Raw genomic sequence first — 16,036 nt, 5'->3', positions numbered from 1 at the left:
TCCCCGCATGACCAGCGCACTGCCCGACGGCTACGAGATATCCACGGACCCCGCCCGCATCGACACGGACCGCGTCCACGCGTGGCTCTCCGAGGACGCGTACTGGGCACTGGGCCGCCCGCGCGCCCAGCAGGACAAGGCGCTCGCCGGTTCCCTCAACTTCGGTGTGTACGACGCCGCTTCGGGCGAACAGGTCGCCTACGCGCGCGTGGTCACGGACGAGGCCACGTTCGCCTGGCTCTGCGACGTGTACGTCGACCGCTCGGTACGCGGCAAGGGCATCGGCAAGGCGATGGTGACGACGATCCGTGACCACCTGAAGCCGTTGGGCATCCGCCGCATCCTCCTGGCGACGCAGGACGCGCACGGGGTGTACGAGGAGGTGGGCTTCAAGCCCTTGGAGCACCCGGACCAGTGGATGGCGTTGTACTTCGTTTAAAGCAAGCTCTTGCGCCGATAGTCCGTTGTGAGCAGCAGATCCTTGGCGGGCCCCTTTACGCGCCACACGGTCCGCCACCGCTCCGCGTCGTACACGGAGAACTCGCCCCGGTAGAGGTCGGCCGAACAAGGGTGGTCGGCGACGTGGTGGCCGGTCCGCAGGTCCAGGTCATGGAAGAACCGCCCGTCGGCGAACCGCACGACGGCCGTGCCGGCCTCCTCGCCCGGCAGGTACCGGAGCGTGCGCTCGGCGGGCCGGGTGACCCCGTGCCACTCGAACGTCCCGGACTCGAAGTGCAGCAGGCCGTCCCCCTCGGCCGTGAAGCCGGTCGTCCCGGCGAACGTCCCCGTCGCGTCCGCCGCGAGGTCCCGTACCGTCCGCTCGACCCGCCAGTGCCCCGCCAGGAACGTCAACACGTCGGAAACCGGCCAGAGTTCACTCGTCACGCACACCACTCCCGCTCACCTCTGCGCGAACCGTTGACGCGCGTACCGCTGCTTCCTATGTTGCCGTTCGCAGTTTAGGACGCCGTACGAAATCCCGAACAATCCGAGGGAGTGCGCATGACGCGTGGACGACGCAGAGGCTGGAGACTGGGGCTCGGGGCGGCGGTGGGCTCCCTGCTGGTGGGCACGGCCGTACTGCCGTCATCGGCTGCCGGGGCCGATACGAAGGCCGACGCCACCGACTACTCCGTCACCGTCGACCCGAGCCGCTCGGGCGCGGCCATCGACGACACGATGTACGGCGTCTTCTTCGAGGACATCAACCGGGCCGCCGACGGTGGGCTCTACGCCGAGCTCGTACAGAACAGGTCCTTCGAGTACTCCACCGCCGACAACGCCGCGTACACCCCGCTCACCGCGTGGAAGACGAGCGGCACGGCGAAGGTCGCCGACGACGACGGGCGGCTGGGCGCCCGCAACCGCAACTACCGCTCCCTGGGCGCCGGTTCGAGCGCCACCAACTCCGGCTACGGCACCGGCTACACCCTCAAGAAGGGCGCCACGTACGACTTCTCGGTCTGGGCACGCGGCGAATCCGAGCTCACCGTGACCCTCGGCGACGCCGACGGCGCCCTCGCCGCGCCGCGCAAGGTACGGACGCGCGGCGGCTGGGCGAAGTACACGGCGACGTTCACGCCGCGCCAGGACACCACCACGGGCCGCCTCGCCGTCGCCACCACCAAGGACGCCGCGCTCGACATGGTGTCGCTGTTCCCGCGCGACACCTACAAGGGACACAAGAACGGCCTGCGCAAGGACCTCGCCCAGAAGGTCGCCGACCTCAAGCCCGGCTTCGTTCGCTTCCCCGGTGGCTGCCTCGTCAACACCGGCTCCATGAAGGGGTACGACGAGGCCTCCGGCTACGAGCGCAAGCGTTCGTACCAGTGGAAGGACACGGTCGGCCCGGTCGAGCAGCGCGCCACCAACTCCAACTTCTGGGGCTACAACCAGAGTTACGGTCTCGGGTACTACGAGTACTTCCAGTTCGCCGAGGACATCGGCGCGATGCCGCTGCCCGTCGTCCCGGCTCTCGTCACCGGCTGCGGCCAGAACAAGGCCACCGACGACGACGCGCTCCTGAAGCGGCACATCCAGGACACGCTCGACCTCATCGAGTTCGCCAACGGCCCGACGAGCAGCAAGTGGGGCAAGCTCCGCGCCGAGATGGGCCACCCGAAGCCCTTCCACCTCACGCACCTCGAGGTCGGCAACGAGGAGAACCTTCCCGAGGAGTTCTTCGCCCGCTTCAAGCAGTTCCGCGCCGCCATCGAGGCCAAGTACCCGGACGTCACGGTCATCTCCAACTCGGGCCCCGACGACAGCGGTTCGACCTTCGACACGGCGTGGAAGCTCAACAAGGACGCCAAGGTCCACATGGTCGACGAGCACTACTACAACAGTCCGCAGTGGTTCTTCCAGAACAACGACCGCTACGACTCCTACGACCGGCAGGGCCCCAAGGTCTTCCTCGGTGAGTACGCCTCGCTCGGCAACCAGTGGTCCAACGCCATGTCCGAGGCCTCCTACATGACGGGCCTCGAACGCAACGCGGACGTGGTCAAACTGGCCTCGTACGCCCCGCTGTTCGCCCGCACGGACACCGTGCAGTGGAAGCCCGACATGATCTGGTTCGACGACCAGAAGTCATGGGGTTCGGCCGACTACGAGGTGCAGAAGCTCTTCATGCGCAACGTCGGCGACCGCGTCGTCCCCTCGAAGGCCACCGCCACCCCGTCGACCCTGGAGCCGATCACCGGCGCCGTGGGCCTCTCCACCTGGGCGACCAGCGCCGCGTACGACGACGTCAAGGTGACGGACGCCGACGGGAAGACGCTGCTGAGCGACGACTTCAGCGGTGACGCCGCCGGGTGGACCGGTACCGGAAGCGGGAGTTGGGGCGTCCAGGACGGGCAGTACGTGCAGTCCGACGAGACCGCGGAGAACACCCTGGTCACGGCGGGCGACCCGGGCTGGCAGAACTACGACCTGCATGTGAAGGCCACCAAGAAGTCCGGCAAGGAGGGCTTCCTCGTCGCCTTCGGCGTCAAGGACACCGGGAACTACTACTGGTGGAACCTGGGCGGCTGGAACAACACCCAGTCGGCCGTCGAACAGGCCGTGAACGGCGGCAAGTCGACGCTCATGTCCAAGGCCGGATCCATCGAGACCGGCCGCGCCTACGACGTCGACATCAAGGTGCGCGGCCGCCAGGTGACGCTGTACCTCGACGGCCAGGAGTGGGGCTCCTTCAAGGACGACAAGCCGGCCGAGCCGTTCCGCCAGGTCGTGACCAAGGACAAGAAGACCGGCGACCTGATCGTCAAGGTCGTCAACGCGCAGGACTCCGCAGCCCGTACGAAGGTCGACCTCGGCGGCGCCGACGTCGCGGACTCGGCGGCGGTGACGACGCTGACCGCGGCGCCCGACGCCGAGAACACGGCGACCGACCGGCCCGTGAAGCCGGTGACGTCGACCTTCGACGGCGTCAGCGACAGGTTCACGTACACGTTTCCGGGGAACTCGGTGACGTTCCTGAGGATCAAGAAGGGCTCCTGAGGATCAAGAAGGGCTGAGCCCTCCCGATCCCGAGGTGAAGGGACGCGCGCGGTGCCCGGCGGCCAGGAGGGGAGCTGCCGGGAGCCCCGTCGCCGCGCGCGTCACCCTCGCCGTACAGGACGCGTCCCCGCACTCGCAGGAGAACGCGACCTCCCTGTCGCCGGGTTCCCCGTCCGCCCAGGGGCGGCCGAAGTACCCGGCGATCTGGGCGACCACAGCCTCGTTGGCCTCACGGAGCAGGGTGCGGCGCTCATCGGCCGCCCCCGCGTGCGGCCCCTCGGCGAGCGGGCCGGCCCAGAGCCGGGCGACCTCCTCCGTGGTGTCCGCGCTGCCGTCGACGCTCAGGAAGGGCGCGCCGGACTCCCGTACCTCTTCCGCGATCTCCTGGGCCAGGCGGCGGTACAGGGCCAGCGGGCCGGGCCCCAACTCCCGTTCCGCAAGCCGCTTTTCGAGCAGCTCGGGGGTCGGCAGCAGCCACAGTGCGGCCCGGCCGGGGAGGGCCCGGGCGACACCGGGCGTGATCGTCGTGCCCTCGGCCACCGTCAGTGGGGCCGGGGGCAGCGCCCGTACGTCGTCGACGACCATCGGGCCGCGGTCGCGGTGCAGTGACATCGCGAGGAGCTCGTCCACGGGTCTCGCCCAGCGCTCGTCGGGCGGCAGCGTCTCGAAGCGGACGGCCGCCTCGTCGTGCGCCGCGAGCGCCCGGTCGCGGTGCGCCCACGTGCGCGTATCGGCGTGATATCTGCGCAGGCCGTGCCGTCGCGCGAGGCGCTCGGCGACCGTCGACTTGCCGGCGCCGGGCGCGCCGCCCAGCCACAGGACGTGCGTCACGCGCTCAGCCGTTCACGAACTTCATGCTGCCCGCGTCGTAGCGGTCACCGGCCACCTCGCCCGCCGGGGCCGCCGCGTCGATCGCGGCCAGCTCGTCCGCCGACAGCTCCAGTGTCGCCGCCGCCACGTTCTCCTCCAGGTACTTCTGGCGGCGCGTGCCGGGGATCGGCACCACGTCGTCGCCCTGGTGCTGCACCCAGGCGAGCGCCAACTGGCCCGCCGTGACGCCCTTCTGGGCCGCCAACTCCTCCAGGCGCGCGACGATCGCGAGATTGCGCTCCAGGTTCCCGTCCGTGAAGCGCGGCTGGGAGCGGCGCACATCGCCCTCCTTGAACTGCTCCGTCGACTTGTAGGCGCCGGTGAGGAAGCCGCGCCCCAGCGGCGAGAACGGCACGAGCCCGATGCCCAGCTCCCGGCACACCGGCAGGATCTCCGCCTCCAGGTCGCGCGTCCACAGCGAGAACTCGCTTTGCAGCGCCGCGATGGGATGCGTCGCGTACGCCTTGCGCAGCGTGTCCGCGCCCGCCTCCGAGAGGCCGAGGTGGCGCACCTTGCCCTCCTTCACCAGCTCCGCCATGGCGCCCACGGTCTCCTCGATGGGCACGTTTTGGTCGACGCGGTGCAGGTAGTACAGGTCGATGTGGTCGACGCCGAGCCGGCGCAACGAGGCCTCGCAGGCCTGGCGTACGTACGCGGCGTCGCCGCGGATCTCGACGGGCTCCCCGAGCTTGTTGGCGAAGCCGAACTTCGTGGCGAGGACGGCCTGTTCGCGGCGGCCCGGCGCGGCGAGGGCGCGGCCGATCAGCTCCTCGTTGTGCCCGGTTCCGTAGAAGTCCGAGGTGTCGAGCAGGGTGACACCGAGGTCGAGGGCGCGGTGGATCGTGCCGATCGACTGCTCGTCGTCGGACGGGCCGAAGCCGTGGCTCATGCCCATGCAGCCGAGGCCCTGCGCGGAGACGGTGAGCGCGCCCAGGCGGCGAGTGGGAAGGTTCGACATGGGGTGCTGCCTCCTGTGGTGGTGCCGGTGCCGGATGCGCTCGACGGTATGACCTGGAGCGCACTCCAGGGCAAGCGCTGCGCCTCCGGGTACGCTGCGCGCGCCGGGCACACCGGCGAGTGACTAGGGGGAGTGGTCGTGAGCGCAGCGCGGATCCGGTGCAGAGGGACGGCGGTGTGCGCCGCTTTCGTGGCCTCCTTGCTGGCCGTCGCGGGGTGCGGGACGCCCGGCGGGCAGGCGAAGGCGCCCTCCCCGTCGAAGACCCAAAAGGCGGAACTCTCCTGGAAGTTCGAGCACATCGCGGACTTCAACGGTGAGCTGACCGACGTCGCGGTCCTCGCCGAGGACGACATCTGGGCGACCGGTGCCGAGAACGACGGCAACTACGCGTCCCTGCTCCTGCACTACGACGGCGAGCGATGGAGCCGCGAGCCCCTGCCCGACGCGCTCGGCGACGGTGAGGGCTACCCGCCCATGCTCGAAGAGGTCGGCGACAAGGCCCTGTGGATGCGGTCGATGCCGCGCCAGGAAGGCGTTCCACAGGCGGACGCGGCGGCGGCCAAGTGGGCACAGTGGGACGGCACCCGCTGGTCCCCGGTGTCGAACCCGCCGCCCGGAGCGGCGGGCAACCTCGACGCCACGTCCCCCGACGACATCTGGACGCTCACCGGCGAGCAGACCGCCGCCCACTGGGACGGCACGCGCTGGACCACGACCCGGCTCCCGTACAAGGTGGGCGACCTGGCCGTCGCGGGCCCCGACGACGTCTGGGCGGTCGGCAGCCGCTCCACCGGACCCGGCACCGGGACCGTGCACGGCGAGCCGTACGACCAGCCCGCCTCCACGCACTGGGACGGCACGTCCTGGAAGCCGGTGGACACGCCCCGGGCCCGCTTCGAGGAGCCGATCCCGCCCGAACCCGTAGCGGGCCTGAACAAGGTCTTCGCACTCGAAGACGGGCAGGTGCGCGCGTACGGCACCAACTCCTTCAACCACGGCGAGGTCGATCCGGAACCGGAGGACCAGTACATCCGGCTGCGCTGGGACGGCGCGAAGTGGGCCGACCAGGACCCGGCCCCCGGCCAGTGCGAGCTGCGGATCCCGGTCGGCCAGGAAAAGGGCGGCCTCTTCCTCGACGGCAACTGGTACCTGACCGACGACAACCGCTGCGTGAAGATCAAACGCGAGCGGCTGCCCCTGTCGACCGGCGCCCGCAAGGCCTCGAACCAGATGCTGTGGCTGAAGGAGATCCACCGGATCCCGGGCACCGACGAATGGATCGGCGCCGGAAAGGTGGAGGTCATGCAGAGCGGCGACCCGTTCGGCGCGCCCGTCGTCGTACGCCTGGAGCGCGGCTGAGCCGCAGGCTTCGGCTCCCACGGCCGCCAGGGGGCGATCACACCACTCGTTGCATAAACGTGCACAGCGACGTATAGTCATGCCATCCAAGAGGAGGGTTCCATGGCGGTACGCGCAGCAGTGGCGGGAGCGAGTGGATATGCGGGCGGCGAAGTGCTGCGCCTGCTGCTCGCCCACCCGGAGGTGGAGATCGGCGCCCTGACGGGCAACTCGAACGCGGGGCAGCGCCTGGGCGCGCTCCAGCCCCACCTCTTCCCGCTCGCCGACCGAGTCCTCCAGGAGACCACGACGGAGGTGCTCGCGGGGCACGACGTCGTCTTCCTGGCGCTGCCGCACGGGCAGTCCGCCGCCGTCGCCGAGCAGCTCGGTCCGGACGTCCTCGTCGTCGACATGGGCGCCGACTTCCGGCTGAAGGACGCCGCCGACTGGGAGACGTTCTACGGCTCGCCGCACGCCGGCACGTGGCCGTACGGCCTTCCCGAACTGCCGGGTGGCCGCGCCGTGCTGGAGGGGTCCAAGCGCATCGCGGTGCCCGGTTGCTACCCGACGGCCGTCTCCCTCGCTCTCGTCCCCGCGTACGCGGCGGGGCTCGTGGAGAGCGAGGCCGTGATCGTCGCCTCCTCCGGCACCTCCGGCGCGGGCAAGGCGGCCAAGCCGCACCTGCTCGGCAGCGAGGTCATGGGGAACATGTCGCCGTACGGGGTGGGCGGCGGTCACCGGCACACCCCCGAGATGATCCAGAACTTCAGCGCCGCGGCGGGGGAGCGGGTCTCCGTCTCCTTCACGCCGACGCTCGCGCCGATGCCCCGCGGCATCCTCGCCACGTGCAGCGCCAAGGCGAAGCCCGGCGTCACCTCCGAGCAGGTGCGGGCCGCGTACGAGAAGGCGTACGGCGAGGAGCCGTTCGTCAATCTGCTGCCCGAGGGCCAGTGGCCGCAGACGGCCGCCGTGTACGGGTCGAACGCGGCGCAGATCCAGGTCGCGTACGACGAAGCCGCGGGCCGCGTCATCGTCATCAGCGCGATCGACAACCTGACCAAGGGCACCGCCGGCGGTGCCATCCAATCCATGAACATCGCCCTCGGTCTCGACGAGACCACCGGGCTCTCGACGATCGGAGTCGCGCCGTGAGTGTGACGGCAGCCAAGGGATTCCAGGCCGCGGGCATCGCCGCCGGAATCAAGAACAGCGGGAACCCGGACCTGGCCCTCGTGGTCAACCGCGGCCCCCGCCTGGCGGCCGCGGGCGTCTTCACCTCCAACCGCGTCAAGGCCGCCCCGGTCCTCTGGTCCGAGCAGGTCCTCAAGGGCGGCCTCGTCTCCGCAGTCGTCCTCAACTCCGGTGGCGCCAACGCCTGCACGGGACCCAAGGGCTTCCAGGACACGCACGCGACGGCCGAGAAGGTCGCCGAGGTCCTCGAGGTGAACGCGGGAGAGGTCGCCGTCGCGTCGACGGGCCTCATCGGCGAGCTGCTGCCCATGGACAAGGTGCTGCCCGGCGTGGACAAGGCCGCGGCCCAGCTCTCCGAGCACGGCGGCGAGAAGGCCGCCATCGCCATCAAGACCACTGACTCCGTGCACAAGACGGCGGTGCACCAGGGCGAGGGCTGGACCGTCGGCGGCATGGCGAAGGGCGCCGGCATGCTGGCCCCCGGCCTCGCCACCATGCTGGTCGTCCTCACCACGGACGCCGCCCTCGACAGCGAGGTCCTGGACAAGGCGCTGCGTGACGCCACCCGTGTCACCTTCGACCGGGTCGACTCCGACGGCTGCATGTCGACGAACGACACGGTGCTGCTGCTCGCCTCCGGAGCCGCCGAAGTCACCCCGGAGTACGAGGAGTTCGCCCAGGCCGTCCGCCTCGTCTGCGACGACCTCGGCCGGCAGCTCATCGGTGACGCCGAGGGCGCCAGCAAGGACATCAAGGTCGAGGTGATCAACGCCGCGAGCGAGGACGAGGCCGTCGAGGTGGGCCGCTCCATCGCCCGGAACAACCTCCTCAAGTGCGCCATCCACGGCGAGGACCCCAACTGGGGCCGGGTCCTTTCCGCGATCGGCACCACGAAGGCCACCTTCGAGCCGGACGAGCTGAACGTCGCGATCAACGGCGTGTGGGTCTGCAAGAACGGCGGCGTCGGCGAGGACCGCGACAAGGTCGACATGCGCTACCGGGAGGTCGTCGTCACCGCCGACCTCGCCGCGGGCACCGAGACCGCGACGATCTGGACCAACGACCTGACAGCCGACTACGTCCACGAGAACAGCGCGTACTCCTCATGAGCGAGACGAAAGAGACCAAGTCGACCGGAGCGCGGAAGCACACCGCGCTCCCCAAGGCCCAGACGCTCATCGAGGCGCTGCCCTGGCTGACCCGGCACCACGGCAAGACCGTCGTCATCAAGTTCGGCGGCAACGCCATGATCGACGAGGAGCTGAAGGCCGCGTTCGCGCAGGACGTCGTCTTCCTGCACCACGCGGGGCTCAAGCCCGTCGTGGTGCACGGCGGCGGCCCGCAGATCAGCAGGGCGCTGGACCGGCACGGCATCGTCAGCGAGTTCAAGGCGGGCCTCCGGGTCACCACCGAGGACGCCATGGACGTCGTACGGATGGTGCTCGCCGGGCAGGTGCAGCGCGAGCTGGTCGGTCTGCTCAACCAGCACGGACCGCTCGCCGTCGGCATCACCGGCGAGGACGCGCACACCATCACCGCCACCAAGCACCAGCCCCGCATCGAGGGCGAGCTGGTCGACATCGGCCGGGTCGGCGAGATCACCGAGATCGACACCGGCGCCATCGAGGCCCTGCTCGCCGACGGCCGGATCCCGGTCGTCTCCTCGATCGCCCGTTCCCAGGACGATTCGCATGTCTACAACGTCAATGCTGATACGGCGGCTGCGGCACTCGCTGCTGCGCTGGACGCCGAGACGCTGATGGTGCTGACCGACGTCGAGGGCCTCTACGAGGACTGGCCCCACTCCGACGAGGTCATCAGCCGGCTCACCGCCACCGAACTCGAGAAGCTGCTCCCGGAGCTGGCGAGCGGCATGGTCCCGAAGATGGAGGGCTGCCTGCACGCCGTGCGCAACGGCGTGCACACCGCCCGCGTCATCGACGGGCGGGTCCAGCACTCGATCCTGCTGGAGATCTTCACCGACGAAGGCATCGGCACGATGGTCATCGCCGACAAAGAGGGCGACAACAAGGGGGAGGACAACTCGTGACTGATAACCAGGAGTTGACGGAGCGCTGGCAGGGCGCCCTGATGAACAACTACGGCACTCCGAGGCTGCCGCTGGTCAAGGGCGCGGGCGCCAAGCTGTGGGACGCCGACGGCAAGGAGTACCTGGACTTCGTCGGCGGCATCGCGGTCAACGCGCTCGGCCACGCCCACCCGGCGATCGTCGAAGCGGTCTCCACGCAGATCGCCTCCCTCGGCCACGTCTCGAACCTCTTCGTCGCCGAGCCGCCCGTCGCGCTCGCCGAGCGCCTCCTCCAGCTCTTCGGCCGGGACGGCGCGGTCTTCTTCTGCAACTCGGGCGCCGAGGCCAACGAGGGCGCGTTCAAGATCGGCCGGCTCACGGGCCGGACGCACATGGTCGCCACGACCGGCGGCTTCCACGGCCGCACCATGGGCTCCCTCTCGCTGACCGGCCAGGCCGGCAAGCAGGACGGCTTCACCCCCCTCCCCGGCGACGTCACACACGTCCCGTACGGAGACGTGGAAGCGCTCAAGGCGGCCGTCACGGAGGACACAGCCTTCGTCATCATCGAACCGATCCAGGGGGAGAACGGCGTCGTGGTGCCGCCCGCCGGCTACCTCAAGGCGGCCCGCGAGATCACCCGGGCCACCGGCACCCTGCTCGTGCTCGACGAGGTGCAGACCGGCGTCGGCAGGACCGGGCACTGGTTCGCGTACCAGGCGGATGAGGGCATCGAGCCCGACGTCGTCACGCTCGCCAAGGGGCTCGGCGGCGGGCTTCCGCTCGGCGCGACGGTGGCCTTCGGCGAGACGGCGAAGCTCCTCAAGCCCGGCCAGCACGGCACGACGTTCGGCGGCAACCCGGTCGCCTGCGCGGCAGGCCTCGCGGTCCTCGACACCATCGCGGGCGAGGGCCTCCTGGAGAACACCAAGGCGGTCGGCGAGCGCATCAAGTCCGGCGTCGAGGCCCTCGGCCACCCGCTGGTCGGCCATGTCAGGGGCGAGGGCCTGCTGCTGGGTATCGTGCTCACCGGGCCGCGCGCACCGCAGGTGCAGCAGGCGGCCCAGGACGCGGGCTTCCTGGTGAACGCGCCCGCACCCGACGTCGTCCGGCTCATGCCGCCGCTGAACCTGAGCGACGCCGAGGCGGACGCGTTCCTCGCGGCGCTGCCCGCCGTACTGGACACGGCATCGGCCGACGCGGAAGGGCGATCCTGAGGAGAATGGGACGACGATGAGCAGCAAAGCGGAGAGAGACGTATCCGCGGCCACGAACCTGGCGCACGCGGTGTCGGCCGTACCGCAGACCCGCGCCGCGCGGCACCGCCGGATAGTGGACATCCTCAACCGCCAACCCGTGCGCTCCCAGAGCCAGTTGGCGAAGCTGCTGTCCGACGACGGGCTCACGGTCACGCAGGCGACGCTCTCCCGCGACCTGGACGAGCTGGGCGCGGTCAAGATCCGGAACACCGGTGGTGAGCTGATCTACGCCGTGCCCAGCGAGGGCGGCTTCCGCACCCCGCAGGCCCCGCTCGGCGAATCGGCCAAGGAGGAGCGGATGCGCCGCCTGGCCGGCGAGCTGCTCATCTCGGCGGAGGCCTCGGCGAACCTGGTGGTGCTCCGCACCCCACCGGGCGCGGCCCAGTTCCTGGCCTCGGCCATCGACCAGGCCGAACTCCACGTCATCCTCGGCACGATCGCGGGCGACGACACGGTGATGCTGATCAGCCGCGACCCGGCAGGCGGCCAATCCCTGGCAGACCACATGCTCCGCGTGGCCCAGAACGACCACTGATCCCAGCCCCGCCGGCGTTTGAGGCGCGGGGTCCGGGGCGGAGCCCCGGTCTTCGGGAAGGGGCGGGTTGGGGGAGAGTAAACCCTCAGCCCAGCCCCAACTCCCGCGCCGGGCCCTCCCCAAGAAACCCCACCAGCTCCTCCACAGTGGGCCCGGTCGCCGGCCCCCGCCGCGTCACCGCCAACGCCGCCGCCGCATTGGCCCCCCGCGCAGCGTCCACCGCGTCGACGCCCCGCCCAAGCAGCGCCAGGAACGCCCCCACATGCGCATCCCCGGCCCCATTGCTGTCCACGGCATCAACAGGGAACCCGGGCACATGCACCACGTCCCCCGCCCCCGGCGCAGCCAACCAACACCCGTCCTTGTCGGCCCGCACCAACACCCCCGCCCCATCCCGCAACCGCCCCCGCAAGGCGGCCGCCGCCTCCCGCGGATCGGCACCCCCGGCCAGGATCCCGGCCTCGCGCGCATTGCAGCTCAGCCAGTCCGTCCGGGCAAGAACCGGTTCGAGGACCGCGGCCGGAATGTCCGCCACCAGCGGCGCCGGATCGAAACAGACCCGTACGTCATCGGGGAGACCCGCCACCATCTGCGCGAGCAACGGCCCGTTGACCTCCATGACAAGCCCGTACCCGGACACCTGCACCAGGTCACCGCCGCGCACGGCTCCGCCGATCGCCGCCGCCTCGTCCGGCGTCATCCGCGCGTCGACGCCGAAACTGGTCACGAACGTCCGCTCACCGCCCCCGTCGACGAGCGCGACACAGAACCCGGTATCGCCGTCCGTCCGCGCCGCAAGCACCGTCCCGATGCCCTCCGCGGCGAGCGCGGAGCGCACCAACTCCCCATAGGGACCGGTGCCGTGAAGCCCCGCATACACCGCTCCCGCGCCCAGCCGCCGCGCCGCCGTGAGCGTGTTGAAGCCGCCGCCCGCGTACAGCTCCGTACGCGTACCGATGACATCGCCACCCCGCTCCGGGAGGGCGGGTACGTCGATGACGAGATCGGCGATGACGTTCCCGGCGAGAACGACACGGGAGTCGGCGGTCATCGTGTGGCCTCCTTGAAAGCGGCGGAATCGGTGTCGGTGGAGTCGAGGGTCACCTTCGTGCGGCGCCCGAGCAGCGCGTACAGCACACCGCCCACGACGATCGCGACGAGCCAGCCGAGCCCGTTGGTGCCGAGCCAGGACCCGGCCAGCGGGCCCTTGAACCACACGTCGTCCGCGCTGGTCGAGGCCGTGGTGAACAGCAGCCCGGCCACGATCGCCACCACCCACGCGACGACGGCGGGCAGATGGAAACCGCCGGTGTACCAGTAGCGGCTGGTGCGGCCGGTGTTCATCACGGCCTCGGTGTCGTAACTCCGGCCCCGGGCCATGTCGACGACGATGACCCCGATCCATGCCGAGATCGGCACGGCGAGCAGCGTCAGGAACGTACTGAACGGGCCGTAGAAGTCGCCCGCGATCAGCATGAAGTAGACGCCGCCGAGGAACATCAGGGCGACATCCACGCAGACCGCCCAGGCCCGCGGCACCCGCAGACCGAGCGTGATCATCGTCAACCCGGCCGAGTACGTGGACAGGTGATTGGACATCAGCAGCCCGCCGAACGCCGCGATCAGATACGGCACGGCCATCCACGACGGCAGCATCGCGTTGATCGCCGCGACCGGGTCGGACGAGGTCGCGAGCGTCGGATCGCCCGCCGTGAGCAGCGAGCCCAGCGAGATCAGCAGCACCAGCGGGATGCCCGCGCCGAACGCGGAGGCCTGCACGAGCCGCCCGCCCGGGATGGACCGCGGCAGGTAACGGGCGTAGTCCGCACCGGCGTTGGCCCAGCCGATGCCGGTGCCCGCGGCGATGAAGCCGATGCCCCCGATGACACCGCTGAGCGGTCCGGCCGGGGCGTCGAGGACCTTCGACCAGTCGACGGTCGCGACGAGGAAGCCCATCACGACCAGGTTCAGGATCCCGAAGGCCACCGTCGCCCACTTGTTGATCCACATGATCGTGGCGTGCCCGAGCCCACTGATCAGCAGGGTGCAGGCGATGAAGACCAGCAGACAGATCAGGGTGAGGACGGTGCCCTGGCCGAACCCGAAGAGCGTGTTGAGCAGAGCGAGCAGCGCGTACGCCGCCGTGGTCGTGGTGATCGTCTCCCAGCCGACCCGGCTGAGCCAGCTGATCAGCGTGGGCCCGTGGTTGCCGCGCTGGCCGAACACCGCGCGCGACAGGGTCAGGGCGGGCGCGCCGCCCTTCTTGCCGGCCAGGCTGAGAGCGCCGACCAGCGCGAAGGAACCCACCGAGCCGACGACCGCGACGATCACGGCCTGCCAGATGTTCAGGCCGCGGAAGGCGACGAGCGTCGCGCCGAGCGGCAGCCCGAGGATCGAGATGTTGGCGGCGAACCACGTCCAGAACATCTGGCTCGCGTGGCCGTGCCGCTCGCTGTCGGGGACCGGTTCGATCCCCCGGGTCTCCACGGTGCCGACGCGGTCGTTCTTCGTTGAATCGGCCATGGCGGAACCTCCTTGCTCTTGCTCGGTGCGGACGGGGTGAGGTCCGTCAGCGGTTGGTCCGGTAGGTGAGCAGCTGCCTGGTCAGCGGCTCCAGATCGAGCCCGTTGACCTCGCGCAGGGTGCGTACGGCGTCGGCGGGCAGGGCGGTGAGGCCGTGCAGGGAACCGGCGATCGCGCCGGCGATCGCGGCGATCGTGTCGCTGTCGCCGCCGAGGTTCGCCGCGAGGAGCGTGGACCGCCACGGGTCGCCGTCGGTCAGCGCGAGCACCGCGAACGCCGCCGGGACCGACTCCTGGCTGGCGACGCTGGTGCCGATGAGCGCGACGACACGGTCGAGCGCCGCGGTCTCGTCGAGGCCCGCGACCAGCTCGCGCACCGAGGAGATCCGCGCCGAGATGCTGGCGCCCGCGACCCAGTGCCCGCGCCGCGCACCGGCCTCGGAGGCGGCGATCGCGGCGTCGAAGACGTCATCGAGGGTGCCGCCCGCGACACCGGTGGAGACGGCCGCGGCGACGGCCGCCGCGCCCGCGATACCGATGTTCGTGTCGTGCGTGACCTGGCAGGACTCGACGACCCGGTCCAGGAAGGGCTCGGTGTCGTCGGGGCCGTAGGAGTAGGCGATGCCGACCGGCGCGACGCGCATGGCGGAGCCGTTCGTCGTGCCGTACTTTCCGGCCTCCTTGGGGTCGGCGCCCCGGTCCACGGCGTCGAGCGCCGCCTTGGTCGAGGGACCCAGCAGGTCGAACGACCCCTTGGCCTTCATCTCCCGCTCCCAGGACAGGAGTTCCTCGGCGAACCGCAGCGGGTCGACGTGCCCGCCGCCCTCCACGATCAGCCGCGCCACGATGACGGCCTGGTCGGTGTCGTCCGTGACGGACCCGGCGGGCATCCCGGCACTGACCGGATTGTCGGGCTGGGCGGGCTCGAAGCCGCTCAGCGTGCCGTAGACGCGGACGACGTCCTCTCGCGACATGACCTGGGTCGGCATGCCGAGCGCGTCGCCGAGCGCGAGCCCGTAGAAGGCACCGGCGGCGCGGTCGAAGAGGGCGGGATCGGGGGTGGTACTCACGGTTGGCCTCCTCGGCCGGTACGTACGTGCAATTGGAACCGGGACGGGTCGAGCAGGCTCGTGACCTGCTCGACCACGCCCCCGTCCGCGTCGCGGAGCACCTGGGCGACGCGGAGGAAGGAATCACCGGGGGAGCGGCGCAGGGCCGCGGCGTCGGCGTCGTCGAGTCCGGCGACGGCGATGTGCGCGTCACTGGAGTCGCGGACCCGGCCCGCCGCGGCGAGCGTCTGGTCCAGGGAGCCGCCGTCGAGCCCGCGCTCGACCAGATCGGCCAGCGGCCCGACGGCGGGCACCCGGCTGAACTCCAGCGAGACACCGTGCCCGTCGGACAGCCGGCGTACGCGGTCGAGGGCGATGAACTCCGGGCTCTCCAGGCCGAGTTCGGCGGCGAGCGCCGTGTCCTGTATCCGCTCGAAGCGCAGGGTCTGCGTCGTCAGCTCGGTGCCCTGGGCGGCCAGCGCCCTGGTCCAGCCGAGATGCTGGTCGAGCGGGGCGCCGTCGAACGTGACGATCGACCCGATGCCGGCGTGCGTCTCGATGAGTCCCTGTTCGCCAAGGATGCCGAGAGCCTGCCGCACGGTCGTCCGGCTGACCCCGAAGCGCTCCCGGAGTGCGTGCTCACCGGGCAGCTTGCTGCCGTCGGCGTGGACGCCCGTACGGATCTCCTCGGCGAGGACGTGGGCGACGCGGTGATGCTTGTGAACCTGTCCAGGCATGTCTAGAAGGTAGACACGAAGAAGCCGACCTGTCTACACCTGTCCAG

15 protein-coding genes are annotated in these 16,036 nt (G+C 70.6%); 8 read left to right on the top strand and 7 right to left on the bottom strand.

The annotated features are described in order from the left end of the window. Positions 1-7 precede the first annotated feature (7 nt). Positions 8-439, top strand: coding sequence for a GNAT family N-acetyltransferase (locus tag OHA73_RS10695; protein ID WP_267071081.1), 432 nt, complete (start codon positions 8-10; stop codon positions 437-439). On the opposite strand, the gene OHA73_RS10690 is transcribed toward OHA73_RS10695, so the two are convergent. Further along, positions 436-885 carry a DUF6314 family protein gene (locus OHA73_RS10690; protein WP_327654923.1) on the bottom strand — a complete coding sequence of 150 codons (450 nt, stop codon included), beginning with the start codon at positions 883-885 and terminating at the stop codon, positions 436-438. The two genes, OHA73_RS10695 and OHA73_RS10690, sit on opposite strands and share 4 nt — an antisense overlap. 117 nt (positions 886-1,002) lie before the next feature. Between OHA73_RS10690 and OHA73_RS10685 the strand changes: the two genes are divergently transcribed. Next, positions 1,003-3,501 carry an alpha-L-arabinofuranosidase C-terminal domain-containing protein gene (locus tag OHA73_RS10685; RefSeq protein WP_327654922.1) on the top strand — a complete coding sequence of 833 codons (2,499 nt, stop codon included), beginning with the start codon at positions 1,003-1,005 and terminating at the stop codon, positions 3,499-3,501. Between the two features lie 3 nt (positions 3,502-3,504). Here OHA73_RS10685 and OHA73_RS10680 read toward each other — a convergent pair whose 3' ends face one another. Beyond that, entirely contained in the window at positions 3,505-4,332 is an 828-nt protein-coding gene (locus OHA73_RS10680; RefSeq protein WP_327654921.1) for an AAA family ATPase, read from the bottom strand. 4 nt (positions 4,333-4,336) lie between these two features. Beyond that, a complete protein-coding gene (locus tag OHA73_RS10675; RefSeq protein ID WP_266721624.1) occupies positions 4,337-5,329 on the bottom strand; it encodes an aldo/keto reductase in 993 nt (330 codons plus the stop codon). Between the two features lie 138 nt (positions 5,330-5,467). Between OHA73_RS10675 and OHA73_RS10670 the strand changes: the two genes are divergently transcribed. From OHA73_RS10670 to OHA73_RS10645, 6 genes are all read left to right on the top strand, one after another. Further along, positions 5,468-6,688 carry a hypothetical protein gene (locus tag OHA73_RS10670; protein WP_327654920.1) on the top strand — a complete coding sequence of 407 codons (1,221 nt, stop codon included), beginning with the start codon at positions 5,468-5,470 and terminating at the stop codon, positions 6,686-6,688. A 102-nt stretch (positions 6,689-6,790) separates the two neighbouring features. Beyond that, positions 6,791-7,819, top strand: a complete 1,029-nt coding sequence (gene argC, locus OHA73_RS10665) for an N-acetyl-gamma-glutamyl-phosphate reductase (RefSeq protein ID WP_266721628.1) — start codon at positions 6,791-6,793, stop codon at positions 7,817-7,819. Next, complete coding sequence (gene argJ / locus OHA73_RS10660) at positions 7,816-8,967, top strand: bifunctional glutamate N-acetyltransferase/amino-acid acetyltransferase ArgJ (RefSeq protein WP_266721630.1); 1,152 nt, start codon at positions 7,816-7,818, stop codon at positions 8,965-8,967. The genes argC and argJ overlap by 4 nt, the downstream gene beginning before the upstream one ends. Next, positions 8,964-9,908, top strand: a complete 945-nt coding sequence (gene argB, locus OHA73_RS10655) for an acetylglutamate kinase (protein ID WP_327654919.1) — start codon at positions 8,964-8,966, stop codon at positions 9,906-9,908. Before argJ ends, argB begins: the two co-directional genes overlap by 4 nt. Continuing rightward, positions 9,905-11,104, top strand: a complete 1,200-nt coding sequence (locus tag OHA73_RS10650; RefSeq protein WP_327654918.1) for an acetylornithine transaminase — start codon at positions 9,905-9,907, stop codon at positions 11,102-11,104. The genes argB and OHA73_RS10650 overlap by 4 nt, the downstream gene beginning before the upstream one ends. Before the next feature lie 16 nt (positions 11,105-11,120). After that, the gene (locus OHA73_RS10645; protein WP_327654917.1) at positions 11,121-11,681 is read left to right on the top strand and encodes an arginine repressor; all 561 of its coding nucleotides are present in this window, start codon (positions 11,121-11,123) and stop codon (positions 11,679-11,681) included. Positions 11,682-11,766: 85 nt separating this feature from the next. Here the strand turns inward: OHA73_RS10645 and OHA73_RS10640 are convergent, their stop codons facing one another. Genes OHA73_RS10640 through OHA73_RS10625 form a run of 4 tightly spaced genes read right to left on the bottom strand, consistent with a single transcriptional unit; the run spans position 11,767 to position 15,989 of the window. Beyond that, positions 11,767-12,732, bottom strand: a complete 966-nt coding sequence (locus tag OHA73_RS10640; protein ID WP_327654916.1) for a PfkB family carbohydrate kinase — start codon at positions 12,730-12,732, stop codon at positions 11,767-11,769. Further along, positions 12,729-14,204: a purine-cytosine permease family protein gene (locus OHA73_RS10635; RefSeq protein WP_327654915.1), complete on the bottom strand. Its 1,476-nt coding sequence runs from the start codon at positions 14,202-14,204 to the stop codon at positions 12,729-12,731. Before OHA73_RS10635 ends, OHA73_RS10640 begins: the two co-directional genes overlap by 4 nt. A 46-nt stretch (positions 14,205-14,250) precedes the next feature. Beyond that, entirely contained in the window at positions 14,251-15,273 is a 1,023-nt protein-coding gene (locus tag OHA73_RS10630; protein ID WP_327654914.1) for an ADP-ribosylglycohydrolase family protein, read from the bottom strand. Then, positions 15,270-15,989: a GntR family transcriptional regulator gene (locus tag OHA73_RS10625; protein WP_327654913.1), complete on the bottom strand. Its 720-nt coding sequence runs from the start codon at positions 15,987-15,989 to the stop codon at positions 15,270-15,272. The genes OHA73_RS10630 and OHA73_RS10625 overlap by 4 nt, the downstream gene beginning before the upstream one ends. Positions 15,990-16,036 lie beyond the last annotated feature (47 nt).

This window comes from Streptomyces sp. NBC_00483, from assembly GCF_036013745.1.
Taxonomy (GTDB): Bacteria; Actinomycetota; Actinomycetes; order Streptomycetales; family Streptomycetaceae; genus Streptomyces.
The sequence above is the reverse complement of the archived record's forward strand: the minus strand, read 5'-3'. Positions and strand labels throughout refer to the sequence as shown.